Genomic DNA, 24,418 nt, shown 5'->3' on the forward strand with positions numbered 1-24,418 from the left:
GATGACACTACCCAGCCGCCCATACCAGCCCTCGGACTACGAACAGGTCATAGAGTGCTGGGTGGCGGCCTGGAAACCGATCTTCGATACGATCTGGCTCGAAGATTTCATTGATGCCTGGCGGGAACAATTCAGATTACTCACCAGACAGGACGATGCGTCCATTACACTGGTTGAAGATCCGGAAGGCATCGCCGGAGTTCTGATTGTCTTGAAAGATACCTGCAAGGTGGATCAGCTTTTCATCCACCCGAGAGCAAAACGCCTTGGCCTTGGTCGGCAACTGATCATAGAAGCGCAAAGCCTTTGCCCCAGCCATGTGTGGCTAACCGTCTTCACCTTCAATGAACAGGCCATCCTGTTTTACGAAGCACTTGGGTTCACACTGGTCAGGCAATATACAAGCGAGGCCAGTGGTCTGCCTTTGTACGAATATCACTGGAAGCCCCACTGCATACCCGTGAGAAGCTGACAGCCTTTCCTGGTAACAAATTCGTTCTAAACAGAACCGGCAGAGGCTGTATCAAACTGAAGTCTGGCCAGCTTGGCGTACAATCCACCACGCTGAACAAGCTCCTGATGAGTTCCCTCTTCGGCAATCTCTCCCTGATCAAGAACCACGATCCGGTCCGCCTTGAGCACCGTTGCCAGCCGGTGCGCAATCACAAGGGTGGTGCGTCCCTTCATCAGCTGTTCCAGGGCCTGCTGAACCAGATGCTCACTTTCCGCATCCAGCGCTGATGTTGCCTCATCAAGCAGTAATATAGGAGCGTCTTTCAGAATAGCGCGGGCAATGGCAATCCGTTGCCGCTGGCCGCCAGAGAGTGTCAGGCCACGTTCACCAATCTGGGTCTCATAGCCCTGCTCCATCCGGCTGATGAATTCATCAGCCAGAGCCAGTTCCGCAGCTTTTTTGACTTCTGCGTCGGAAGCAGACGGTCGGCCATAGCGGATATTCTCCAAAGCACTGGCCGCAAAGACCATCGTATCCTGCGGCACGATGGCAATCTGTTGTCGCAGCTCTGTGGGATCAAGCGACCTGAGCGAAACCTGATCCACCTGAATATCACCGCCTGTCACATCATAGAAACGCGTCAGAAGATGGAACAAAGTGCTCTTGCCGGACCCCGTAGGCCCAACAATCGCAACAGTTTCGCCGGGCTGAATATCAAGCGAGATATTCCGCAGCACCGGTGCATCACGTCGGCCCGAATAAGCAAAGTCCACTTCAGAGAAGGCAACACGACCGGAAATACGCCCAGATAGACGGACAGGCTCTGCAGGAGCTTTCACGTCTGATTCGGTCTCAAGCAGCTCCGACATACGCTCTGCAGCGCCCGAAGCGAGCGCAATCTCACCCCAGACCTGTGACAGCTCACCGAGCGAGCTCGCGGCAAGAACGGCGTAAAGCACGAACTGTCCCAGCTCACCGCCGGTCATTGTCCCCGCGAGCACGCGTTGGGCCCCGAACCAGAGCACAGCCACAACGCTGGCAGATACCATAAAGATGGCAAAGGCTGTCAGGGCAGCCCGCGCCCCCATGGAGGATCTGGCCGCCGCAAAGGCTTTCTCGACACTGTCGCGAAACCTGTTACTGGCATAAGGTTCATTGGTGAAGGCCTGCATCGTACGGACACCACTGATCGCTTCAGAGGCATAAGCCGTTGCATTGGCCAGGGTGTCCTGGGCAAACCGTGATTTCTTCCTCACCGCTCGACCAAAGCCCACAAGAGGCAGAACGATAAACGGAATAGCAGCGAGAACCAGCCCGGACAGACCAGGACTGGTCACCACCATCATGATGCTCGCCCCGAAGAACAGGAACAGATTGCGCAAAGCGACCGATGTGCTTGCGCCAACCACGGCCTTGATCTGTGTCGCATCCGCCGTCAATCGCGACACCACTTCACCGGAAAGCTCTCTGTCAAAGAAACCCGGGCTCAGGCGTGTGACATGCGCAAAAACATCGGCGCGCAAATCACTGACAATACGTTCACCCAGCCATGTCACGCAGTAGAATCTGAGAGCACTGGCAAACGCAAGCACACCGCAGACAAGAACCAGCATGGCAAAGTACCGGTCGACAAAACCGCCATCACTGCCCCCAAAACCGAAATCAATCATCCGGCGCATGGCAAGTGGAATAGCAAGCGTCGCAGCCGCAGCCAGGGTCAGCGCAAAAAAGGCCAGACCGATCTGAGCCCTGTATCGCCTGAGGTAAGGCAGAAGCGACGCGAGCGGTCTAACCGATTGCCTTGTTCTCTTGGACTGTTGTGTCTCTTCGGCGGATGCAGATTCGGTACGCGCCAACGTGGTCTCTCCAGGCTCTTTTTATGCGGTGGCACAATGCCCTGGATTAAGGTCCAATTTCAAGAAAAAGGATGGGTTGTCTCAAACGCAATCCTGGGGTATATCGTCGCTCCGAAGATAATACGATCTGATAGCGTGGCTGTAACGCCCCCTTGTGAGGGCTTGAAACAGGCCCTTTCCTCAGACTCGTGAACGCAAACAAGAGTTGCCCGTCTTGCTGAATGAATCAGGATGGGCCTGATGCATTGGGTAACCGGTGCAAAAAGAGGACATTCGTGATGAAAAAAGACACGCATCCGGATTATCACATGATCAAAGTCGTCATGACCGACGGCACGGAATACATGACCCGCTCCACATGGGGTTCTGAAGGCGACACCATGACGCTGGAAATCGATCCGACCACGCATCCGGCCTGGACCGGCGGCAATGCCCAGCTGATCGACCGCGGTGGTCGTCTGTCCCGCTTCAAGGACAAATTCTCCGGCTTCCTCGGCAGCTAAGCCCGCCGGTCAGAGATTTCAAAAAACCCCGCCAGTCTCGGCGGGGTTTTTTTGTGCCTCAAGACCAAGGCATGTGCGCCACAGTGGGAACCAGCCTGACAAGAACAACTTGCGAAGGTGGATACTCTAAAGACAAAAGGGGCAGCCAGAGGCTGCCCCTTAATTCGATACAGATGTCCCAGAATGGATCAGTCAGTCCTGAGACCCGCTTTAAAGCACCAGACCTTTAACCTGAATCGGTGGCGGTGCTTTAAGAGTTTATTTCCGCGCGAGCTTTGATCTGAAAAGTCTATCAACTTTTCAGAAGCACGCTTTAGTCGGCGTGACGGGCATTCAGAGCACTGGACAGACGGCCCAGCTGATCGGCAACCGGGTTGGCCGACCCCTCGAATTCGGCCTCATCATCCCGCTCCATAGCTTCTTCAAGCCGCAGAATACGCTCCCGCAGGCGGAATGAACGGTCAATCAGATCTCTCATCATCTCAGGCAGGTCATCCCAGCCCGGGCTGTCTGATGCACGGCGGGCCGTATCGAGTTTCAGCTTCTGCTTTTCCTGCCGCGCCTGGTCAGATGACATCTCACCTTCATTAACGGCACGCTGAAGCAACAGCCAGGACGCAAGCTGCATCAGACGGGTGGTCAGGCGCATGGATTCAGTGGCAAATGCAAGAGAACCGGCACGCGGCAACTGACGCGCCTCCTCCCGACCCGGGCCATCCAGATAACTGGCTGTCTCTTCAACCAGCCCCATACCTTCCCGGAACAACGCCTTGAAATTGTCAGACTGGGCCAGTTTCCGTCCAAAAATGATTGGATCGGCCTTCAGCTGTTGCCGTTGTCCACGTCCGCCTGTCTTCATACCATCTGTCATCGCCATTTTCCCGTACACGCCAACTACTCTGGTCAATCGAGAACCTGATAGTCTGTTACAATAGTCTTCTGCGTCCCATTTCGGTACATCATCCGCGGGACGAAGGATCTAAACATTAGTGTGAGCAAAACACATGCCACAGTTCTGAAACCCGCCATGGCATGAGCATGAATGACATCATAACCGGCAAGCAGACAGAAAAAAAGAGCCGCGCAAAGCGGCTCTCAGGAGTTAACAGGGAGGCGTCAAACAGAGTGGACAGGAGCCACTCAGAAATCCAGATAACTGGATATGTTTAGTAAACACTCGTAAAGCTTAACAATTGGTTAACAGATCAAATAAAATGCATATCACTACTGTGCATTAGTCTGGAAAACAGGGATTACGATTCACTAAGACATGCGCCGGAGCGCAAGTCATACTAAAATCTGAATTTTTGTTAAGCATTTGCCTTCCTGAATACGTAAGGCATATTGACACACATCCATTGAGACGCAATTCAGCATCACGAAAGCCTTGGGGTTTAGACATATTATGACGCAGACAATCCCGCAGATGATGACAGGCATCAGTATTCTTCAGCCGGGTTCCGCTGATGTCCTTGTCCCGCAAACATTTCCGGTCCCAGCACCGGGGAATACAGACGTCCTGATCAGGGTTTCATCCGCCGGGGTCAATCGTCCTGATGTCCTGCAGCGTCAGGGGCTCTATCCACCACCTCCAGGAGCCTCTGACATTCCGGGCCTTGAAGTCTGCGGCACAATCGCTGCCCTTGGCCGTGATGTAACAGGGTGGGCTATCGGGGACCGGGTCATCGCTCTCGTTACAGGTGGTGGTTATGCGGAATATTGTCTGGCCGATCAGCTCTGTGTCCTGCCCGTCCCGCGTGGCTTGTCAGACGAGGAAGCCGCTGCGCTTCCCGAAACCTACTTCACTGTCTGGAGTACTGTCTTCCAGCGGGCGGGGCTGAAGCCCGGCGAAACCATCCTTGTTCACGGTGGGACAAGCGGCATCGGAACCACAGCCCTCCAGCTGGCCAGACAGTTTGGCGCAAAAGTCTTTGCGTCAGCCGGATCGGATGAAAAATGTGCTGTCTGCCTGGAGCTCGGCGCAAGTATCGCGATCAACTATAACAGTCAGGATTTTGTCGAGGTCACGCAACAGGCAACCGATGGCCACGGTATGGATGTGATTCTGGATATGGTAGGTGGCGACTATATCAGCCGGAACTATGAGGCAGCGGCACTCGAAGGGCGTATCATCCAGATAGCCTTCCTCAACGGCGCAATTTCAGAGGCTGACTTCAGCCGTCTCATGTTGAAACGACTGGTCCATACGGGAGCGACCCTCCGTGCCCGCTCTGCCGCCTTCAAAGGCACAGTGGCGACAGAACTGAAAGCCCATGTCTGGCCGCTTCTGGAAGACGGGTCTGTAAAACCTGTCATGGACTCATCTTTTCCGCTGGAAGAAGCTGCAAAGGCTCACGCCCATATGGAAAGCAGCACCCATATCGGCAAGATCGTTATCACTGTTTGAATCCTGAGCCATTTTTCTGCAGTTTTCCCGCTCCAGACGACGAAAGCCGTTTGCGTCTCAATGCAAACGTCCCTATAGTGCGGCTTCCCCCTTTCAATTGAGAAAGAATCGGCTTTGCCGCCGTAACCTCGGCAAAGCGCAAGGAAGGAGTATTTCATGTCGAACACGCCATTGATGCCAAAGGCTACTGCCGTCTGGCTGGTCGATAACACGGCGTTGTCGTTCGATCAGATTGCCGGGTTCTGCAAACTCCACCCGCTTGAAGTCAAAGCCATCGCTGACGGTGAATCTGCGCAGGGCATTAAAGGCCTTGATCCCATCAGCACAGGACAGTTGACTCGCGAGGAAATCAATCGCGGCCAGGCCAATCCGAATTACAAGCTGAAACTGGCAGAACAGTCTGTTCGCGTTCCGGAAGCCAAACGTCGCGGCCCACGCTACACACCGGTCTCCAAGCGTCAGGATCGTCCAAACGCCATTCTCTGGCTCGTGCGTCATCATCCTGAACTCAAAGACGCCCAGGTTATGCGTCTGGTCGGCACCACAAAGCCAACCATTCAGGCTATTCGGGACCGCACGCACTGGAATTCGGCCAACCTGTCACCGATGGATCCAGTAACACTCGGTCTCTGCTCCCAGATCGATCTCGACATGGAAGTGGAAAAGGCGGCCAAGTACCTTCCGCAGACAGAACAGCCGGAAGCAGCTCAGCTCCTGTCCGCAGAAGAAACCACCAATGCAGATGCTCTGGCAGCAGCAGCGCTGGGCGGCATGACCCCGACACCACCGTCATCATCTGAAGACGAAATTCCGGATGCCGACGCGGTCTTTGCCAAGCTCACATCGCTCAAGTCAGACGACGCGTCAGAAGACTGACCATCTGACGATGCAGCAGTACTGACAGATACTGCAGGCTTAACGAAAAATGCCCGGCAACTTGCCGGGCATTTTTGTATCAAGGCTCTACAGCGTGCTTCTGAAAAGTTGACAGGCTTTTCAGAAGCCACTGTCACGGACCAATCAATCAGGCTTTCTGGGCCAGACCGTGATCTCGCAGCACGTCACCGATTTCATCCAGGATCATCGGGTCATCAATCGTGGCTGGAACTGCAGCTTCTTCACCATCTGCAATCTTGCGCATGGTGGCACGGAGAATCTTGCCCGACCGCGTTTTCGGCAGTCGCTGCACAGTCATGACCAGCTTGAAGGCTGCCACTGGTCCGATCTTTTCACGCACCAGCTTGACGATTTCCTTTTCGATCTCGCCACGATCACGATCAACACCTGCCTTCAGAACCACAAACCCGGCCGGAATCTGACCTTTCAGCGTATCGGCCACACCGATCACAGCACATTCTGCCACATCCGGATGAGAGGCAACCACTTCCTCCATGCCGCCGGTCGACAGGCGGTGCCCAGCCACGTTGATGATGTCATCTGTTCTGGCCATGATGTAGAGATAACCATCCTCATCCATGAAACCGGCGTCTGACGTCTGGTAATATCCGGGGAATTCATTGAGATAACTGTCACGGAACCGGGCTTCATTGTTCCAGAGCGTTGGCAGACATCCCGGCGGCAGAGGCAGTTTGACAACAATGTTGCCCAACACGCCTGCCTCAATCTGATGACCTTCATCATCAACAATCTGCACGTCATATCCCGGCATCGCGACAGTCGGAGAACCAAGCTTGATCGGCAATATGCCGAGGCCAAGCGGATTACCCGCGATAGCCCAGCCGGTTTCTGTCTGCCACCAGTGATCGATCACCGGCACCTTCAACATGTCCTCGGCCCACTGGATGGTATCAGGATCGGCCCGCTCGCCAGCGAGGAAAAGGCTGCGGAGACAGCCAAGGTCATAATTGCCGATAAATGACCCTTCCGGATCTTCCTTTTTAATCGCGCGGAAGGCCGTGGGCGCTGTGAAAAGCGATGAAACACCATATTCGGAAATCACTCGCCAAAATGTACCGGCATCAGGCGTCCCTACCGGCTTGCCTTCGAAGACCAGTGTTGTCGCTCCATGAAGCAACGGCGCATAGACAATATAGGAATGCCCGACAACCCAGCCCACATCGGAAGCCGCCCAGAAGACTTCACCCGGCTGGATGTCGTAGAGATTGCTCATGGTCCATTTCAGCGCAACCATATGCCCGCCATTGTCGCGAACAACACCCTTGGGCTGACCGGTCGTACCGGATGTGTAAAGGATGTAGAGTGGGTCAGTCGCACTGACAGGGACACAGGGAACATCCCGATCCTGATTTTTCAGGTCACCCTTGAGAGCCGCATAGTCATGATCACGACCATCAATGAGTTCCGCGCCATGTTCCTCACGCTGCACGATGATACAACCTGACGGCTTGCTCTCACTTAACTCGATTGCTTCATCAAGCAATGGCTTGTAGGCAACGATTCGCCCGGGCTCGATACCACAGGACGCGCTGAATACCAGCTTCGGTTTTGCATCATTGATACGGGTCGCCAGTTCCTTGGCGGCAAATCCGCCGAACACGACAGAATGCACCGCACCAATACGGGCGCAGGCCAGCATGGCAACAACAGCTTCGGGAATCATCGGCATATAGACCAGAACCCGGTCGCCTTTCTCAACGCCGAGATCCTGCATCATGGCTGCGGCCAGCTTTACCTCATCCAGCAATTCCGCATAGCTGTAGGTTGCTTTCTTGCCGGTGATCGGGCTGTCATAGATCAGAGCTGGCTGACCGGGACGGCCGCGCTCCACATGACGATCAAGGCAATTGTAACAGGTGTTGGTTTCAGCACCCGCAAACCAGCGACCGTAGACATCCAGATCCGGATCAAAGATCTTGTCAGAAGGCTTGAACCAGTCAATTTCCTCAGCAGCCTTGGCCCAGAATGCTTCGGGGTCGGATTTCCAGGCTCCGTAGACCTCTTGATATGACGATGCCATCACTATCCTCCCTGATCGAATACACCGGCTTCAAGCACCCGGCTGACAAGCCTATAGTACTAGGGTTCAGACTCATAACGCCAAGCAGCACAAAATAAGATAAGACTTTGGGGTAAAACCACTGCTCGCAAACTAGGCCCTTTGGCGAGGTTCTCCATTTCTGATGATAGAAGATCCGTATTTCTACGCGATAGCACTCCCCGCTATCCTTCTCGTTGGCCTGTCAAAGGGTGGTTTTGGCGGCGCACTGGCCATGCTTGGCGTCCCGATGATGACGCTGGTTATCCCGCCGGTTCAGGCTGCAGCCATTCTGCTGCCGATCCTCATTGTCATGGATATTGTCGGCCTGCTGTCCTACCGGAAAATCTACGACCGGCAATCCCTTATCAATCTGATCCCGCCCGCACTTCTCGGCATTCTTGCGGGCTGGGCCATGGCGTCTCTGGTGTCAGACGCCATGGTCCGCCTGATCGTCGGCCTTATTGCTGTATCCTTCACCTTGCGGTACTGGCTGCAGACCGCTGAGCGGCGCAAGACGCCTGCCCGCCATTCAAGGCCCTGGGGCATCCTCTGGGGAACCATTGCAGGCTTCACCAGTTTTGTCAGCCATGCAGGCGGCCCGCCCTATCAGATGTACACCCTGCCTCTGCGTATGGATCCGCGCCTCTTTGCAGGAACGGCCGTGATTTTCTTTGCTGTGGTCAACTCAGTCAAACTGATCCCCTATTTCGCACTCGGACAATTTTCAGCGGATAATCTGCTTACCTCACTGGTTCTGATGCCTCTTGCACCGATTGCAACACTCATAGGCGTCTGGGCCGTAAACGTCATCAATCCGGAAAAATTCTACAGTCTCACGTATAGCCTGTTGTTTCTTATCGGCCTGAAACTGATCTGGGATGCAGGCACAACAGGATTCCTCTGAAAATCGACCAATAGGTCTCAGGGAGAATTGTCATGATCCGGCAGCCCGGTTACAGACAGAAGAGACCAAATGGGAGCGAGGCGCCATGAACAATATCTTTGATCAGGATCTTGAACGGAACCCGGCGAACTATCAGCCGTTGACCCCTCTCACGTTTCTTGAACGCGCCGCGGCTATTTATCCTGACCGGACAGCCATTATCCACGGCTCCACAAAACGCTCCTATGGCGATTTCTATGCGCGAGCCCGCCAGCTCGCATCTGCTCTTGCTGCCCGGGGCATCGGCCGTGGTGATACGGTCTCAGCTGTTCTCTCCAATACGCCAGCCATGCTGGAAGCTCACTATGGTGTGCCTATGGCTGGCGGAGTCCTGCATTCAATCAACACCCGTCTGGATGCGGATATCATTGCTTTCCAGCTGGATCACGCCGAAACAAAGATCCTGATTACGGACAGGGAATTTGCTCCAACCGTCAAGGCCGCCCTCGCCAAGGCAAATGTCACCCCTCTGGTGATCGATTATGACGATCCCGAATTTCCGCAGGATGGAGACCTGCTTGGATCGCTTGAATATGAGGATCTGATTGCCGAAGGCGACAGTGATTTCAACTGGCTGCAGCCTCTGGACGAATGGGACGCAATAAGCCTCAATTACACATCCGGCACCACAGGCAATCCCAAGGGAGTGGTCTATCACCATCGCGGCGCCCATCTGATGGTCTATTCCAATGTGATAGCCGCCAAGATGGAACAGCATCCTGTCTATCTCTGGACCCTGCCGATGTTTCATTGCAACGGATGGTGCTTCCCGTGGTCACTGTCTGTTGTTGCAGGGACCCATGTCTGTCTGCGCTGGGTCCGGGCAGACGCAATCTTCAATGCACTTGCAGAGCATAAGGTCACCCATCTTTGTGGTGCGCCGATTGTGATGGCAACCTTGCTGAACGCTGCAGACGGAGACAAGCGGGCGCTGGATCATCGCGTGGCTTTTGTCACCGCTGCAGCGCCTCCGCCTGAGGCCGTGCTTGCCGGTATGGCAGACGCCGGATTTGATGTGACCCATGTCTATGGCCTGACCGAATCCTATGGACCGGCAGTTGTCAACGAGTGGCAGGACAGCTGGGATGCTCTGCCATCAGCGGAACGCACCACCAAAATGGCGCGCCAGGGTGTCTGTTACCCGGCTCTTGATGGCCTCACAGTGATGAACCCTGAAACCATGGAACCCGTTCCGGCAGATGGCGAAACCATGGGTGAGGTCATGTTTCAGGGCAATATTGTCATGAAAGGCTATCTGAAGAACCCGGAGGCCAGTACGGAAGCCTTCCGGGGCGGATGGTTTCACTCCGGAGACCTTGGGGTCATGCATCCGGACGGCTACATCCAGCTCAAGGACAGGTCCAAGGATATCATCATTTCAGGCGGCGAGAACATCTCATCCATCGAGGTGGAAGACGTGCTGTACAAGCACCCTCAGATTACAGCCGCCGCTGTTGTCGCCAAACCGGATGACAAGTGGGGAGAAACCCCGTGCGCTTTCGTGGAAACTTCTCCAGAGGCGAATCTGACGACTGAAGAGGTCATCAGCTGGTGCCGGGATCATCTGGCACACTATAAATGCCCGCGTCATGTCATCTTTACAGACCTACCCAAAACGTCGACAGGTAAGATCCAGAAATTCGTCCTGCGCGAAGAAGCCCGCAAATAGCAGGATCCAGCATCGGGGCCCAGTATTCAGAGTTCGGCCAATGAAAAACGCCACGCGTCTATCGACAGCGTGGCGTTTTCAATCATGACTGTGTCAGTCAAATCAATCTAATGCACTGTATCATCCGAGCAGAGGCGCCGGATCTCATCTTTAAGCTGAAGCTTCTTGCGCTTGAGAGAAGCCACTTCGAGAGAATCCATACTCGGGTGAGTCATGGCCTCTTCCAGTTGACGCTCCAAAGCCTGGTGACGACGCTCCAGTTCTTGCAGATGCGAATCCATGGACATTCAAACCTCCATTGTCGTTTCAGCCGCAGTGGCCCATACCTCTTGGTCGGTATGAGCACAACTTGATGAGTGTTGCACGGAAACGACTCGCTGTCGAACATGTTCCATGAAAATTTTATGACGCAGCGCAACACAATAAACAGAGTGTTGACCACACCCGAATGAATTAACAAGAGAGACCAAAATCATAGGTAGATGCGATGACGCTTTCCTGAATTTGTGATACTGTTGGCAAATCTATTCAGCCGTTCTCGAACATCAGACGCCGGGTATTCCATGACATCAGAAGAAGAACACGAATTGCGCATCGAGCTGGCTCGTCTGCGTCAGGAACACAGTGATCTGGATGCAGCTATTCTGGCACTTTTCGAGACAGGCCGTTCTGATCCTCTCTCCCTGCAGCGCATGAAGAAGAAAAAGCTCGCTCTCAAAGATCGCATTGTCGCGATCGAGGACCAGATAATCCCCGACATAATCGCCTGAAAACAGCCCTTGCCTGCCCGTTCAACATCTCTATAATCCGCGCCTTTCCAGCCTGCACCACAGCCAAACCGGGATTGAGCCGATGACAGAGGCAAAAGGGGCGCCAGTCGCCATCATTATGGGCAGCCAGTCCGACTGGCCAACCATGAAACACGGCGCAGACATTCTCGACAGTCTGCAGATTCCTTATGATGCCCGCATCGTTTCCGCGCACCGGACACCGGATCGTCTCGTGGACTTCGCAAAGACAGCCCGGGACAATGGCCACAAGGTCATCATTGCCGGCGCCGGTGGTGCCGCTCATCTGCCGGGAATGACGGCTGCCTTTACCCCGCTTCCGGTCTTCGGTGTACCAGTCCAGTCGCGCGCCCTGAGCGGTCAGGACAGCCTCCTTTCCATTGTCCAGATGCCCGCAGGCATCCCGGTCGGAACCCTCGCAATCGGAAAGGCGGGCGCAGCCAATGCGGCCCTTCTGGCAGCAAGCGTTCTGGCCCTTTCTGATCAGGGCATTGCCGACCGTCTGGATGCCTGGCGCCAGACCAACACCGATTCCATTGCTGAGGTTCCCGTCGATGAAGACTGACACGGCTCCCCTCACCCCCGGCTCAACAATCGGCATGCTTGGCGGTGGTCAGCTTGGCCGTATGATGGCGCTGGCAGCGGCACGCCTCGGACTTGACGTCCATGTTTATTGTCCCGATGAGAACAGCCCCGCTTTCTCTGTCGCCAAAGCCTATACTTGCGCGGCCTATGAGGATGAGACCAGCCTGATAACCTTTGCCCAATCCGTCGATGTGGTGACCTACGAGTTCGAGAATGTTCCGTCCGCCACGGCAGAACTTCTTGCACAATATGTACCGGTCCGCCCCGGCACCAAGGCACTGGACGTGTGCCAGGACAGGCTCACGGAAAAGACATTCATTTCAAGTCTTGGCATTGAGGTCGCACCCTTTGCCGACATCGCTTCAGATGAAGATCTCCTGTCGGCAGCGGACCGGATTGGCCTGCCCGCCATTCTGAAAACCCGTCGTTTTGGATATGACGGCAAGGGTCAGACAACCCTGCGCACCCGGGATGACCTCACAGGCGCACGTGATGCCATTGGCGGCGGCCCGGCCATTCTGGAAGGGTTTGTTCCCTTCGAACGCGAAGTTTCGATTATCGCAGCCAGAAATCCGGACGGACAATGCCGGATCTATGACATTGCCGAGAACAGGCATGAGAACCATATCCTGCGTGAAACCAATGTTCCCGCCAATATCAGCCCGGATGTGATCGAGAAGGCCAACACAGCCGTCCAGTCGCTGATGGATGAACTCGGCTATATCGGCGTCATCGCCGTTGAGCTCTTTCTGGTACGCGAAGAAGATGGTGACCGACTGGTCGTCAATGAAATCGCACCACGAGTCCACAATTCCGGCCACTGGACAGAGGCTGTCTGTCCTGTTGACCAGTTCGAGCAGCATATTCGCGCTGTAGCAGGCTGGCCTCTTGGCCAGACTGAGCGACTGGCCGATGTGGTGATGACCAATATTCTTGGCAGCGAATCGAATAACTGGCAGGCCTTTGCAGCCGACCCGGACACAGTCCTGCACCTCTATGGCAAGGCAGAGCCCCGCGATGGTCGGAAAATGGGCCATATGACCCGCATCATCCGGTCAGGCGAAGCCTGATGAGGGTGCATTTCTTGGCGCAGACCAGTGGACAAAGCCATTACGACGTGCTAATCACAATGAAAATTCGGAGCGCCTTTACGGCGAACCATTAGGTATTCCCGAAATTTCGAAGCTAACGCTAGAGACACAGGATAAAACGCGTGCAGGTACTCGTTCGCGACAATAATGTCGATCAGGCTCTTAAAGCCCTTAAGAAGAAGATGCAGCGTGAAGGCATCTTCCGTGAAATGAAGCTGCGTAACCATTACGAAAAGCCGTCGGAAAAGAAAGCTCGCGAAAGCGCTGAAGCCGTCCGTCGTGCCCGTAAGCTTGCTCGCAAGCGCGCACAGCGTGAAGGCCTGCTGCCATCAAAAGGCCGCCGCCGCTAAGACTGTCTCAGTCTTCCAAAAGTTTTAGGCACGCATGACATGTCATGCGTGCTTTTTGTGTTTGTGAGCCTCGTTCTGGTGGAGTTGGGAAGTCTACGCTTGAATCTGAAGGCTTTCTGCAGATGTCCGCCGCGCCAGACAGAAAACTCCCTCCGCAGAACTGACCGAGTTTATGGGCTTAAACCCTAAAGTATCAGACCTTTAACTTGAATTGGCAGCGATGCTCTAAGAGTTTGTTTCTGCGCGAGCTTCTATCTGAAAAGTCTATCAACTTTTCAGAAGCACGCTGTAGTCGGATTATCCAGCACTTGAAGGTGTTTGCAGTGCCTGCGCACTCGCAAGACCGGGATCACCTCGCCCTCGCTACCAGCTGATATCCAGGTTTAGCAATTGCCCGGACCATAGTAATCGGAGCATCATTGATCCAGGTGGTTCGCTCAATAACAAACAAAGCCTCCTCCACATCAGATGCCAAGAGCTCGGCTTCTTGACGCGTTGCTCTTTTGGCAAGGAAACGAACTTCACAATCGCTGTAGGGGCGATTCCGGATAAGCCACTCATTGGCGCTTTCGCGGCTCAGGTCAACATCCAGAACTTCCGGCGTGGTCGCATGGACAATCCATCTGTCCTCAAAAATATAAGGTTGCTTGTCGGCCATATGCAGCGCCTGAACGTGAAGCATCTCGGTGGGCTCGGCAAGACCGAACGCAGACGCAATGCGCGGCGGGGAAACACGAATGTCCCGAGAGACCAGGAAGTAACTGTAATCTTTCCCGGCGGCTTCGATTTCCAGACGCGTGATCGGGATATCAAATGTGGTGCGCGTGATCGGATGCAACGTGACCGTTGTTCCACCCTTGCGGCGACGATCAACCGTGCCGCTTTGGGCGAGGTCCAGCATGGCCCTCTGAACGGTGGTTCGAGAGCATTGGAATTCCTCCGCAAGCTCCTGATCATTCGGGAGCTTTGCACCCGGTAGTAACTCACGATCCAGAACACGTCGCTTTATCTCGTCTCGTATGGCTATCCAGTTACTGTTCATTCCCGGACCCTTTGGTTTTAGCACCTGAACAATGTTGCTGTGTCTGGACGACCAGCGAGCCAGATACGACTGGCTTCCAGAATTAGATTGACTCTCATATTATGTGCATGCTTAAAAAAATATGGCAACAGCTTATAATGAGCTGCATGTTGGGAGGAAACCATGAAACGCAGAGATTTTGTGAAAGCAGGAGTATTTGGGGTCGCGGCAACATCGTTGGCGGCTCCTGCTGTCGCTAAGGATGTTCGGCAATGGAACATGGTCACAGCTTGGCCGAAAAATCTGCCTGGCCCAGGAGTTGCCGCACAGATGCTGGCGGACCGGATCACGACCTTGTCGGGTGGGCGGCTTCAGGTGAAGCTCCACGCTGCGGGAGAGCTTGTACCCGGCCGGGGCGTCTTCGACGCCGTATCCGAAGGCACAGCAGAACTATATCACGCTGTTCCAGCCTATTGGGGCTCCAAATCCAAGGGTATCCTGCTGTTCGGATCACAGCCTTTCGGCTTGCGGGCAGATGAGCAGTTTGGCTGGCTCTATCACGGTGGCGGGCAGGCTTTGTATGACGAAATCTATGCACGCTTTAATCTCAAGCCGTTTCTCTGTGGCAATTCAGGCCCTCAATGGCAGGGCTGGTTCCGAAATGAGATCAAGTCGCTTGATGATCTGAAGGGTCTCAAATTCCGCACAACAGGTCTCGCATCACAGATGTGCTCAAAAATCGGGATGGCCGTACAGGCGATGGGTCCGCGCGATATGTTCCAGGGCCTGCAAACAGGCGCCTTAGACGCGGGCGAATTCATCGGTCCCTGGACTGACAGCGCCATCGGGTTCCAGCAAGTCGCCAAGAACTACTATTGGCCAGGGGTGGGTGAGCCGTCTTCAGCTGAGGAATGCGCCATCAATGCCACTGCCTATGCAGAACTGCCTGACGACCTGAAACAGGCGGTCAGCTTTGCCTGTGAAAGCCTCTACAACCCGGTCTGGACAGAATACACCACCAAGCACGCACAGGCCCTAGCGCGTCTGGTGGCAGAAGAGGGTGTTCAGGTACGCACTTTGCCCGCTGACGTTATTGCAGCAATGGGCGCGGCATCTGTCGAAATTATGGACGAGCTGTCACAGGACGAAGACGAGCTGGTACGTCGGATTACCCAAAGCTTCCTGACTTATCGCGATGCTGTCGGCTCATACATGAGCTATGCAGACAACGGTCAGATGAACGCACGCGCAGGCGTTCTGGGATACTGATATTTGACGTTGCTCACCGGTGGGTGATTAGCCCGCCGGTGGCACATTGAGGCCAGAGTGCAGCAGTTAATCAAAGCATTGGACGGCTTTAGTCGTACAGTCGGGTCAGCCATACGGTGGCTGGCCCTGGCTATGGTACTGGTTCAATTCTTCATCGTTGTGGCCCGTTACGTCTTCGGGTTCAGCGATGTCGCGATCAATGAATCCGTCCTTTATATGCATGCAACCCTGTTCATGCTGGGCGCCGGATACACTTTGCTGGTCGGTGGTCATGTGCGCGTGGATATCTTCTACAACAGGCTGGGTGATGCTGGCCGACGCCGTATTGATCTGTTTGGCCACCTCGTACTGCTGATGCCGACAATGGTGGCCATTCTCTATTGGTCCTGGCCAGCCGTAGCGAATTCCTGGAGCATTCTGGAGGGGCCGCTCTCAGTGGGTGGTATCAAGGCCGTTTTCCTCCTGAAAACGCTCATTCCCGCCTTTTGCGGCCTTCTGTTGCTACAATCAGCAGCCGAAGTGCTGCGCCTTCTGATTGGAGACCAGGCGCGTGATTGAATATCTTGATCTCCTGATGTTCGCGGTGCTGATGGTGGCCATCTTGTCCGGCTTTCCAGTCGCGTTCAGCATCGCCGGAACCGCTATTCTGTTCGCTTTTTTGGGATGGTTTTTAGGGGTGATGAATATCTCCCTGCTGGGGGCCATGTCACAACGCATTTTCGGCCTTTTGACCAATGGCGTGCTGATCGCCATCCCGCTTTTCGTGCTGATGGGCGCGGTGCTGGAAAAAAGCCGGATCGCTGAGGATATGCTGGAAACAATGGGGCGATCATTCGGCAACCTGCGCGGTGGACTTGGTCTTTCCGTTGTTCTGGTGGGTATGCTGCTGGCGGCGTCAACGGGAATTGTCGGCGCGACGGTGATCGCTATGGGGCTGATTGCCCTACCCACCATGTTGCGCGCGGGTTATGATTCCCGACTGGCTGCGGGTATCGTCTGCGCCTCTGGTACGCTGGGCCAGATTATACCGCCATCGACCTTGCTGATTATTCTGTCTGATGTGGTGTCAAACGCCTATCAGCAGGCCCAGTACGAGCAGGGCAAGTTTGCGATAGATACGATCTCCGTGGGTCAGATTTTTGCAGCCGCCTTACTGCCCGGACTAACAATGGTGGTTCTCTACATTCTCTACATTCTGGTCCGTGGCGTCATTCGGCCCGGAGACCTGCCGGTTGTGGAGAGCTCCGAAGCTCATTTGTCTCTGTCAAAAGCGCTGCCAGCCATTCTTCCAGCGATCCTGCTGATTCTGGCTGTTCTCGGCGCGATCCTGAGTGGCATCGCCTCCCCCACCGAGGCTGCATCGGTTGGCGGACTTGGCGCGATCCTGATGGCGGCGATCAAAACCGGACAGTTCCGGAAAACCATGTTTCTGGGAACCACCAGCCTTGTATTGCTGGCCATAGGTGCAGGCCTCTATCCTGTTCGTCTGCAACGCAGCGACCTGGAGGTGTTCGACTATGTCATAGGCGCCGGATATGTGATGCTCAGCCTGTTCGGGGCAATCGCCATATGGCTCGCAATCCGCTCATTGATCCGCCGGAACACCTTGCAGCCTGCGCTAAACGCGACCGTCTCAATGACATCCATGATCTTCAGCACCATCCTGGCAGCAGGTATCTTCTCACTGGTGTTCATCGGTCTGGGCGGAGAAGAACGCGTGCACAGCCTGCTGACCGATCTGCCCGGCGGCCCCACAGGGGCTTTGCTGTTTTGCATGCTGTTTATCTTTGTACTCGGCTTTTTCCTGGACTTCGTCGAAATCACAGTGATCGTCCTGCCACTGGTCATGCCCACGCTGATCTTGATGGGACATGATCCAGTGTGGCTGTCGGTGTTGATCGCCATCAACCTGCAAACCTCTTTCCTCACCCCGCCGTTTGGATTTTCCCTGTTCTACCTGCGTGGGGTCGCGCCAAAAGAGATCAGCACCGGACAAATCTATGCGGGGGTGGCTCCGTTCATTCTCATCCAGATCGTCGCTGTCGCAATTATCTGGTTCCTGCCACAAATCGCCACTCTGTTGCCGGATCTGCTTTTCTAAACCCGGGCAAATGATATCTGACCAGCCGGAACAAACCCCAGACACCAGCGCCCTGTATCGTCACCGGCAGTCCAAATGAAACCGGTTTGGCAGTTTGTTTGATTGGGCCAGCTCTGGTCAAAAGGCCACCGCTGCCAAGAATGCCTCAGCCTTCCAAAAGTTTTAGGCACGCATGACACTTCATGCGTGCTTTTTGTGTTTGTGGAGTTTGCTCTGGCGAAGTGGGAGATTCTATGGCCTGAACTTACGGAACGCTGCACTGCCACGAAGGTCCGCTTTGAGCCCATAGTTGCAAATGCTGCAAAGACCATAAATGGCTGCTTTAGGCATATTCAGGCGATCCTCAAATTAACTTCACTTAGAAAAAGGAGATCACGTTGCGGGAGATTGCTGATTCAATTCAAACAGAGGGTTACCATCGAAGTGTATATTCACCAACATTGATGCAGCGACAATGATGGTCACCCCAATGCCGCTTAAGGCTTCAGATCCAGTCGGCTCCAACGGCAAGTGGATTTCTCCCGCCTCACCTGTTTCGATATTGCTTTCAGGAGGCCCAAACGTCACATAACGTGCCGCTGACTCGAGGATCTCTTCTTGCTTCTCCCTAGATGGATCTAGATGTGCTCCACCCAGCTTGTTGCATGCAAACCGAAGAATCCTTTCCATTGAGAAATCTTCGCCTTGGAAGTGAAGTACACGGCGGTTCATCATTTTGCTTCGCTTAACCAGCTCAATTCGTTGAGAGCTTAGTTCGTGAATCCAATTTGGCGGTTTGTCGGCATTTGAATGGTAAAGCATCCATATTGGCGTTCCATCGAATCGGACACCAGCTGAGAGGTAGTAGTCGATGTCGGGATCATCTATTGCCCTCTCAAAGAGACTAGTGTCGTTAAGCATCGGAAAAGTGACGGGCACCCGAATTTGGTTGGTGATGCGACGCAATTCGTTGTCGCAAAGCCAGCGTCGAACGATAACGGAGGCTTGCCTGATATGGCGGTTTTGCACCGGACCATTGGGAAATGTAAGTTCGATCAGGCTTCTGACGTCGTCTTCGAAAAGGTTCGTGAGTTCGAGAAATTCTGCCTCCGAAATCGGTTCTGGTTTCGGCATATTGTCTTTCCCGTCTTTTTGCTCATTGAGATCATCAACGAAGATATAGAGTTGGTGCGGACGTTTGTGCAAGCGGGGCGAACGACTGCTTTGTCGGCATATCCGACATTCCCATCCCAAATATCTTTAGCTTCACAATCAGCCACTATGCTCGCAATCTGACCACGATCTAATAAGAACCGTTCGCAACACGGCACGCATACAACAAAATGCCACCCCGACGTCTCAATGCACCACGAACGAAAACAGGCCACCAGATGGCGGCCTGTTTGAGTGTGTCGGACTGTGTCGCTTGGATCAGTCCATGCCTTTGACGATGTCCTCGACCATTTTCTTGGCGTCGGCGAACAGCATCATGGTGTTGTCCTTGAAGAACAGCTCGTTCTGAATGCCTGCATAGCCGGAGCCCATGCCGCGTTTGACGAAGAGGCAGGTGCCTGCCTTGTCCACATCCAGAATAGGCATACCGAAGATCGGTGACTGCGGGTCATCACGAGCCGCCGGGTTTGTCACGTCATTGGCACCAATAACAAAGGCCACATCAGCCTGGGCAAACTCGGAGTTGATATCCTCAAGCTCGAACACCTCGTCATAGGAGACGTTGGCTTCAGCCAGAAGAACGTTCATATGACCAGGCATACGACCGGCAACCGGATGGATGGCATATTTGACTTCAACACCTTCCGCCTTCAGCAGGTCGCCCATCTCACGCAGGGCATGCTGGGCCTGGGCAACCGCCATGCCATAACCCGGCACGATGATAACCTTTGACGCGTTCTTCATGATGAAGGCCGCATCATCCGCAGAACCCTGCTTAACCGTACGGTCATCATCTCCGCCACCGGCTACAGCAGTCTCACCACCGAAACCGCCAAGGATCACCGAGATGAAGGAGCGGTTCATGCCCTTACACATGATGTAGCTGAGGATAGCACCGGACGAGCCCACAAGCGCACCCGTGATAATCAGTGCCGTATTGCCCAGCGTAAAGCCGATACCAGCCGCAGCCCAACCGGAATAGGAGTTGAGCATGGAGACCACCACCGGCATATCAGCGCCGCCAATCGGGATAATGATCAGAACACCTAGAACCAGAGAGGCAATGACGATCAGCCAGAACAGGGTATGGCTTTCCGTGGCACAGAACACGATGACCATGATAACCAGCGCCGCGGCCAGACCACCATTGATCACATGACGGGCCGGAAGAATAATCGGCTTGCCCGACATCCGTCCATCAAGCTTGAGGAAGGCAATAACCGACCCTGTAAAGGTGATCGCACCGATAGCCACGCCCAGCGACATCTCAACAAGACTGGCTGCTGAAATCGTGCCAATGGACCCGATACCAAACGACGATGGCGCATAAAGCGCAGCGGCTGCGACCATCACAGCGGCCAGACCTACCAGCGAATGGAAGGCCGCCACAAGCTGTGGCATTGCCGTCATCTCGATACGGCGGGCAATAACAGCACCGGCACCGCCACCGATGCCAAGTCCGAGCAGGATCAGAAGCCAGCCCTGGCCTGATGGTGCTGCGACCAGCAACGTGGTGATGATGGCAATGGCCATACCGGCCATACCGTAATAGTTCCCCTGACGGGATGTCTCGGGATGAGACAGGCCACGCAGAGACAGAATGAAGAAGACGCCCGAAACTACATAGAGAAGGGCTGCAATACTTGCTGACATCATACCCTCCTATCGCGCTTTCTTCTTGTACATCGCCAGCATGCGCTGGGTGACAAGGAAACCGCCGAAAATATTCACACTGGCCAGAATGAGCGCAACAAAGCCGAAGCCTTGCGCCATGCCACCAGCGCCATCAATCGCATCAACTCCCACCGCGAGCAGTGCGCCCACGACAATCACCGATGAAATCGCATTGGTCACCGACATCAGAGGCGTATGCAGCGCTGGCGTTACCGACCAGACCACATAGTAACCGACGAAGATCGCAAGAATGAAAATTGCGAACCGGAAGACAAACGGATCAATCGCTCCGCCTGTTGCAGCGGCCACACCACCGCCGATCCCGTCAGCGAGCTGGTCGGCATAAGCTTGCGCCACACTTGCCGCATCCTGCGCGGCCTGCGCGGAATCCCGGGCGGCATCAGCTGCAGCCTGGGCGCGTTCTGCCGCTTCCTGACTTGTTAAGTCTGTCATGATTCGCCTCCCTCTTTGGCAAATGCCGGGTGAACGATTGCGCCATCTCGTGTCAGAGCTGTTGCGGAGACAAGCTCATCGTCCCAGTCAACAGCCAGAGATTTCTGTTCCTTGTCGATCAGTGTCTCGACAAAGGCGAACAGGTTCTTCGCATAGAGCTGGGAAGACGACGCGGCGATCCGTCCGGCCATATTGGCATGACCGACAATGCGAACATGACCAACTTCAGCCACTTCGCCAGCCACGGCGCCTTCAACATTGCCGCCACGTTCAACAGCCAGATCAACCAGAACAGAACCTGGCTTCATGCTGTCCAGCATATCCTTGCTGACCAGCTTCGGTGCCGGACGGCCCGGGATAAGCGCAGTGGTGATCACGATATCCTGTTTGGCGATGTGAGATGCGACCAGCTCAGCCTGCTGTTTCTTGTAGTCGTCAGACATTTCCTTGGCATAACCACCAGAGGTTTCTGCCTGACGGAACTCGTCATTCTCGACCGCAATAAACTTGGCACCAAGGCTTTCCACCTGTTCCTTGGCTGCAGGGCGCACATCCGTTGCGGTGACAACGGCACCAAGACGACGGGCTGTCGCAATGGCTTGCAGTCCGGCAACACCGGCACCCATGACAAAGATCTTGGCAGCCGGAACCGTACCAGCAGCCGTCATCATCATCGGGAAAGCCCGGTCAAAGACGGCAGCACCTTCAATCACAGCCTGATAGCCGGCAAGGTTGGCCTGTGACGACAGAACATCCATAACCTGTGCACGGGTAATGCGCGGCATGAACTCCATGGCAAATGCAGAGACCCCGGCTTCAGCCATGGCCGCTACGGCATCTTCATGACCGTGCGGGTCCATGATACCGAAAACAAGCGCACCGCTTTTCGCCAGCTTCAGCTCAGAGGCATCCGGGCGTCTGACTTTCAGAACCACGTCTGCATCTGCCCATGTTGCCTCGGCAGACGGAGCAAGCGTAGCCCCGGCTGCTTCATACTCCTGATCCGGGATGCGGGACAATGCTCCGGCACCAGCCTCGACGACGACCTCGAATCCCAGCCCAACGAACCGCTTCACAGTGTCAGGACTTGCGGAAACACGAGGCTCATCCGCCGCGATTTCGCGCGGGACGGCTAACTTCATCAGATTTCCTCCTTGATTCACGCAGCAGAACAACTGCGCAATTCAGCGTTCGTTGAAAAGAGGCATCCCTGCTTCGATTACGGCCTTGCAACCGCCCCCCAACCGGATGCCTTCAATCCTGGAGCGCTATACCAGCGTCGCCGCCATGATGATCATCAGCAGGACAAGAGCAATCGTGCTCCACTTGGTCAGGCCAATGAAGAATTTGTAGGTCTTCTCGTGTTCGTTATAGTCCATTGCGGACGGCAGTTTCTCAGACATGCTAGTCTCCCAGTTACCAGTAAATCACGGTTTTACATCAACCCGGCTTCAAGGACAACGCGGCGCTTTGTCCCGAAAAAGGCTAGAAATTCAAACAGTGAACAAGGATCAGATACAGGCTTATGACGCATGTGCAGTCTCCAATCCCGCCTGTGACAGAATTTCACTTTGCCGAACGTCCAGAGCAGGCACAGTAAAACCGTCAATTCTTTCGTTGAACATCTGATAGAAATTCAGCTCGGCCCCCAGATGGAGGAAGACACCCCCCAGCCCGATGGCTGCACGATCCATAAAGACAAATTCTCTGGGGACGGTGACAGGCCCCTTTTCTTTCAAGGCCTTATGAACCTGGAAGGCCTGTCGCCTGCCATATTGGCCGGGCTCAATACCATCCGCTATCGAGCGGACCCGGTCATCCAGTAGCGGTCCGTAGATGAAACCGGCCCAGATATTGAGAATATCGATCAGCTCATTGGACAGGTTCTTGAAGCCCCAACATTCATAGGCTGCAACAATCCGGTCACGATCATCTGTCCGCAGGCCGTGATAGAGATCGACAACCCCTTCCACAAAGCGGGGCGGGAAAATCCTGATACAACCGAAATCAAGCAGGTTGATGCCTTCAGGGCCATCCCCCGAATCGCGCACCGAATAATTGCCCAGATGAGGGTCCCCGTGAATTACTCCATAAGACGAAAACGGCAGCCACCACGCCTTGAACATGGCTTTGGCAATCCGATTCCGTTCTTCAAGAGAATGCTGCTTGTAGTCCAGCAGATGATGGCCATCCAGCCAGCTCATCGTCAGCAAGCGCCCGGTGGACAGATCAGGCAACAGCTCCGGAATCGATATGGCGTCATCATCCGCAAAAATGGTTCGGTAGATCGACATGTGTCCGGCCTCCCGGACATAATCAAGCTCCTCGCGAACCCGTGCCGCGATTTCCTTGCCGATCTGGCTGGTATCAATAGCCGGGTCCATACGCCGGTGCAGAGACAGAATGATGTCAAGCTGCTTCAGGTCAGCCTCAACAGCGGATTGCATGTCCGGATACTGAAGCTTGCAGGCCAGAACACGGCCGTCTCGAGCCGTTGCCCTGTGCACCTGACCGAGAGAGGCCGCAGCCGATGGTTTCTTGTCAAAATCGGCAAAGCGCCTTTCCCAGCCTGGTCCGAGTTCGGACCGCATCCGTCGCTTGACAAAGGGCCACCCCATGGGCGGTGCATCTGACTGAAGTTGGCTGAGTTCAGCAGCATATTCCGGCGGCAACGCATCGGGAATAGTTGCCATTAACTGGGCAACTTTCATGATCGGCCCCTTAAGCCCGCCAAGAGCCGCAGCCAGTTCGCTGGCATTTTTATTGCGATCAAGAGAATAGCCGAAGACACGCGAGCCAATCATCTTGGCCGCAATGCCACCGACACCGCTTCCCACATGCGCATAACGCTTCATGCGACCGGTGAACCGGTTGGACTCCAGATCTTTCTCGCTCATCGCATTCACATCTCCGTGCTGTCCAGAACGCAGTCTATTCCGATCTGTATCTGACGAACACGTTTTTCAAGGCCACCCGCACTCCTCTCAATGCAACGCGAGGACTACAATAGGAAACATATTTAAATATCGGAAACAAAATTCAAGACCCTTTCACCCCCGATATCCGAATTACCCATAGTCGCCGGCCAGGATCAGAAGCGACGAAGGAGCATATCAGGGAGCTGCATCCGGGCAAAAAAAAGG

Annotated in this window: 24 protein-coding genes; 13 read left to right on the top strand and 11 right to left on the bottom strand. The window is 54.6% G+C overall.

Annotated elements, in window-relative coordinates; all coding sequences use genetic code 11:
* The first annotated feature begins 1 nt into the window (after position 1).
* Positions 2 to 472, top strand: a complete 471-nt coding sequence (locus RA157_RS03995; RefSeq protein ID WP_350335185.1) for a GNAT family N-acetyltransferase — start codon at positions 2 to 4, stop codon at positions 470 to 472.
* 26 nt (positions 473 to 498) lie between these two features.
* Here the strand turns inward: RA157_RS03995 and RA157_RS04000 are convergent, their stop codons facing one another.
* Positions 499 to 2,310, bottom strand: coding sequence for an ABC transporter transmembrane domain-containing protein (locus tag RA157_RS04000; RefSeq protein WP_350335186.1), 1,812 nt, complete (start codon positions 2,308 to 2,310; stop codon positions 499 to 501).
* A 278-nt stretch (positions 2,311 to 2,588) separates the two neighbouring features.
* On the opposite strand from RA157_RS04000, the gene rpmE reads away from it, so the two are divergent.
* Complete coding sequence (gene rpmE, locus RA157_RS04005) at positions 2,589 to 2,813, top strand: 50S ribosomal protein L31 (protein WP_350335187.1); 225 nt, start codon at positions 2,589 to 2,591, stop codon at positions 2,811 to 2,813.
* Between the two features lie 313 nt (positions 2,814 to 3,126).
* Here the strand turns inward: rpmE and rcdA are convergent, their stop codons facing one another.
* On the bottom strand, positions 3,127 to 3,684 hold the full coding sequence (gene rcdA / locus RA157_RS04010) for a protease adaptor protein RcdA (RefSeq protein WP_350335188.1): 558 nt from the start codon (positions 3,682 to 3,684) through the stop codon (positions 3,127 to 3,129).
* Between the two features lie 534 nt (positions 3,685 to 4,218).
* Here rcdA and RA157_RS04015 point away from each other — a divergent pair.
* Both RA157_RS04015 and RA157_RS04020 read left to right on the top strand, forming a co-directional pair.
* Positions 4,219 to 5,220, top strand: a complete 1,002-nt coding sequence (locus RA157_RS04015) for an NAD(P)H-quinone oxidoreductase (protein WP_350335189.1) — start codon at positions 4,219 to 4,221, stop codon at positions 5,218 to 5,220.
* A gap of 156 nt (positions 5,221 to 5,376) precedes the next feature.
* Positions 5,377 to 6,096, top strand: a complete 720-nt coding sequence (locus tag RA157_RS04020; protein WP_350335190.1) for a DUF1013 domain-containing protein — start codon at positions 5,377 to 5,379, stop codon at positions 6,094 to 6,096.
* A 148-nt stretch (positions 6,097 to 6,244) separates the two neighbouring features.
* On the opposite strand, the gene RA157_RS04025 is transcribed toward RA157_RS04020, so the two are convergent.
* Positions 6,245 to 8,158 carry a propionyl-CoA synthetase gene (locus RA157_RS04025; protein WP_350335191.1) on the bottom strand — a complete coding sequence of 638 codons (1,914 nt, stop codon included), beginning with the start codon at positions 8,156 to 8,158 and terminating at the stop codon, positions 6,245 to 6,247.
* 163 nt (positions 8,159 to 8,321) lie between these two features.
* Between RA157_RS04025 and RA157_RS04030 the strand changes: the two genes are divergently transcribed.
* Positions 8,322 to 9,083, top strand: coding sequence for a sulfite exporter TauE/SafE family protein (locus tag RA157_RS04030; RefSeq protein ID WP_350335192.1), 762 nt, complete (start codon positions 8,322 to 8,324; stop codon positions 9,081 to 9,083).
* 85 nt (positions 9,084 to 9,168) lie between these two features.
* Positions 9,169 to 10,791, top strand: coding sequence for an acyl-CoA synthetase (locus RA157_RS04035; RefSeq protein ID WP_350335193.1), 1,623 nt, complete (start codon positions 9,169 to 9,171; stop codon positions 10,789 to 10,791).
* A gap of 107 nt (positions 10,792 to 10,898) precedes the next feature.
* On the opposite strand, the gene RA157_RS04040 is transcribed toward RA157_RS04035, so the two are convergent.
* Positions 10,899 to 11,078, bottom strand: a complete 180-nt coding sequence (locus RA157_RS04040; protein WP_350335194.1) for a YdcH family protein — start codon at positions 11,076 to 11,078, stop codon at positions 10,899 to 10,901.
* Positions 11,079 to 11,354: 276 nt separating this feature from the next.
* On the opposite strand from RA157_RS04040, the gene RA157_RS04045 reads away from it, so the two are divergent.
* From RA157_RS04045 to rpsU, 4 genes are all read left to right on the top strand, one after another.
* Complete coding sequence (locus RA157_RS04045; protein WP_350335195.1) at positions 11,355 to 11,561, top strand: YdcH family protein; 207 nt, start codon at positions 11,355 to 11,357, stop codon at positions 11,559 to 11,561.
* 82 nt (positions 11,562 to 11,643) lie between these two features.
* Positions 11,644 to 12,144: a 5-(carboxyamino)imidazole ribonucleotide mutase gene (gene purE, locus RA157_RS04050; protein WP_350335196.1), complete on the top strand. Its 501-nt coding sequence runs from the start codon at positions 11,644 to 11,646 to the stop codon at positions 12,142 to 12,144.
* Positions 12,134 to 13,234 carry a 5-(carboxyamino)imidazole ribonucleotide synthase gene (locus RA157_RS04055; RefSeq protein ID WP_350335197.1) on the top strand — a complete coding sequence of 367 codons (1,101 nt, stop codon included), beginning with the start codon at positions 12,134 to 12,136 and terminating at the stop codon, positions 13,232 to 13,234. Before purE ends, RA157_RS04055 begins: the two co-directional genes overlap by 11 nt.
* 143 nt (positions 13,235 to 13,377) lie before the next feature.
* The gene (gene rpsU / locus RA157_RS04060) at positions 13,378 to 13,605 is read left to right on the top strand and encodes a 30S ribosomal protein S21 (protein ID WP_350335198.1); all 228 of its coding nucleotides are present in this window, start codon (positions 13,378 to 13,380) and stop codon (positions 13,603 to 13,605) included.
* Positions 13,606 to 13,954: 349 nt separating this feature from the next.
* Here rpsU and hutC read toward each other — a convergent pair whose 3' ends face one another.
* The gene (gene hutC, locus RA157_RS04065) at positions 13,955 to 14,647 is read right to left on the bottom strand and encodes a histidine utilization transcriptional repressor HutC (RefSeq protein WP_350335199.1); all 693 of its coding nucleotides are present in this window, start codon (positions 14,645 to 14,647) and stop codon (positions 13,955 to 13,957) included.
* A 162-nt stretch (positions 14,648 to 14,809) separates the two neighbouring features.
* Between hutC and RA157_RS04070 the strand changes: the two genes are divergently transcribed.
* The 3 genes from RA157_RS04070 to RA157_RS04080 are packed head-to-tail and all read left to right on the top strand — an operon-like array spanning position 14,810 to position 17,996.
* Entirely contained in the window at positions 14,810 to 15,895 is a 1,086-nt protein-coding gene (locus tag RA157_RS04070; protein WP_350335200.1) for a TRAP transporter substrate-binding protein, read from the top strand.
* 57 nt (positions 15,896 to 15,952) lie between these two features.
* Positions 15,953 to 16,453 (top strand): TRAP transporter small permease subunit, encoded by a 501-nt coding sequence (locus tag RA157_RS04075; RefSeq protein WP_350335201.1) that lies wholly within the window; start codon positions 15,953 to 15,955, stop codon positions 16,451 to 16,453.
* A 16-nt stretch (positions 16,454 to 16,469) separates the two neighbouring features.
* Positions 16,470 to 17,996, top strand: a complete 1,527-nt coding sequence (locus tag RA157_RS04080) for a TRAP transporter large permease (protein WP_434058486.1) — start codon at positions 16,470 to 16,472, stop codon at positions 17,994 to 17,996.
* A 372-nt stretch (positions 17,997 to 18,368) separates the two neighbouring features.
* Here the strand turns inward: RA157_RS04080 and RA157_RS04085 are convergent, their stop codons facing one another.
* From RA157_RS04085 to RA157_RS04110, 6 genes are all read right to left on the bottom strand, one after another.
* On the bottom strand, positions 18,369 to 19,181 hold the full coding sequence (locus RA157_RS04085) for a hypothetical protein (RefSeq protein ID WP_350335203.1): 813 nt from the start codon (positions 19,179 to 19,181) through the stop codon (positions 18,369 to 18,371).
* 225 nt (positions 19,182 to 19,406) lie between these two features.
* Positions 19,407 to 20,801, bottom strand: a complete 1,395-nt coding sequence (locus RA157_RS04090; protein WP_350336151.1) for an NAD(P)(+) transhydrogenase (Re/Si-specific) subunit beta — start codon at positions 20,799 to 20,801, stop codon at positions 19,407 to 19,409.
* Positions 20,802 to 20,810: 9 nt separating this feature from the next.
* Entirely contained in the window at positions 20,811 to 21,275 is a 465-nt protein-coding gene (locus tag RA157_RS04095) for a proton-translocating transhydrogenase family protein (protein WP_350335204.1), read from the bottom strand.
* Positions 21,272 to 22,417 (bottom strand): Re/Si-specific NAD(P)(+) transhydrogenase subunit alpha, encoded by a 1,146-nt coding sequence (locus RA157_RS04100; RefSeq protein ID WP_350335205.1) that lies wholly within the window; start codon positions 22,415 to 22,417, stop codon positions 21,272 to 21,274. The genes RA157_RS04095 and RA157_RS04100 overlap by 4 nt, the downstream gene beginning before the upstream one ends.
* Positions 22,418 to 22,543: 126 nt before the next feature.
* Positions 22,544 to 22,678 (bottom strand): aa3-type cytochrome c oxidase subunit IV, encoded by a 135-nt coding sequence (locus RA157_RS04105; protein ID WP_434058468.1) that lies wholly within the window; start codon positions 22,676 to 22,678, stop codon positions 22,544 to 22,546.
* Between the two features lie 120 nt (positions 22,679 to 22,798).
* Positions 22,799 to 24,172 carry an ABC1 kinase family protein gene (locus tag RA157_RS04110; RefSeq protein ID WP_350335206.1) on the bottom strand — a complete coding sequence of 458 codons (1,374 nt, stop codon included), beginning with the start codon at positions 24,170 to 24,172 and terminating at the stop codon, positions 22,799 to 22,801.
* Between the last annotated feature and the right edge of the window lie 246 nt (positions 24,173 to 24,418).

This window comes from Coralliovum pocilloporae (assembly GCF_030845175.1).
Classification (GTDB): domain Bacteria; phylum Pseudomonadota; class Alphaproteobacteria; order Rhizobiales; family Cohaesibacteraceae; genus Coralliovum; species Coralliovum pocilloporae.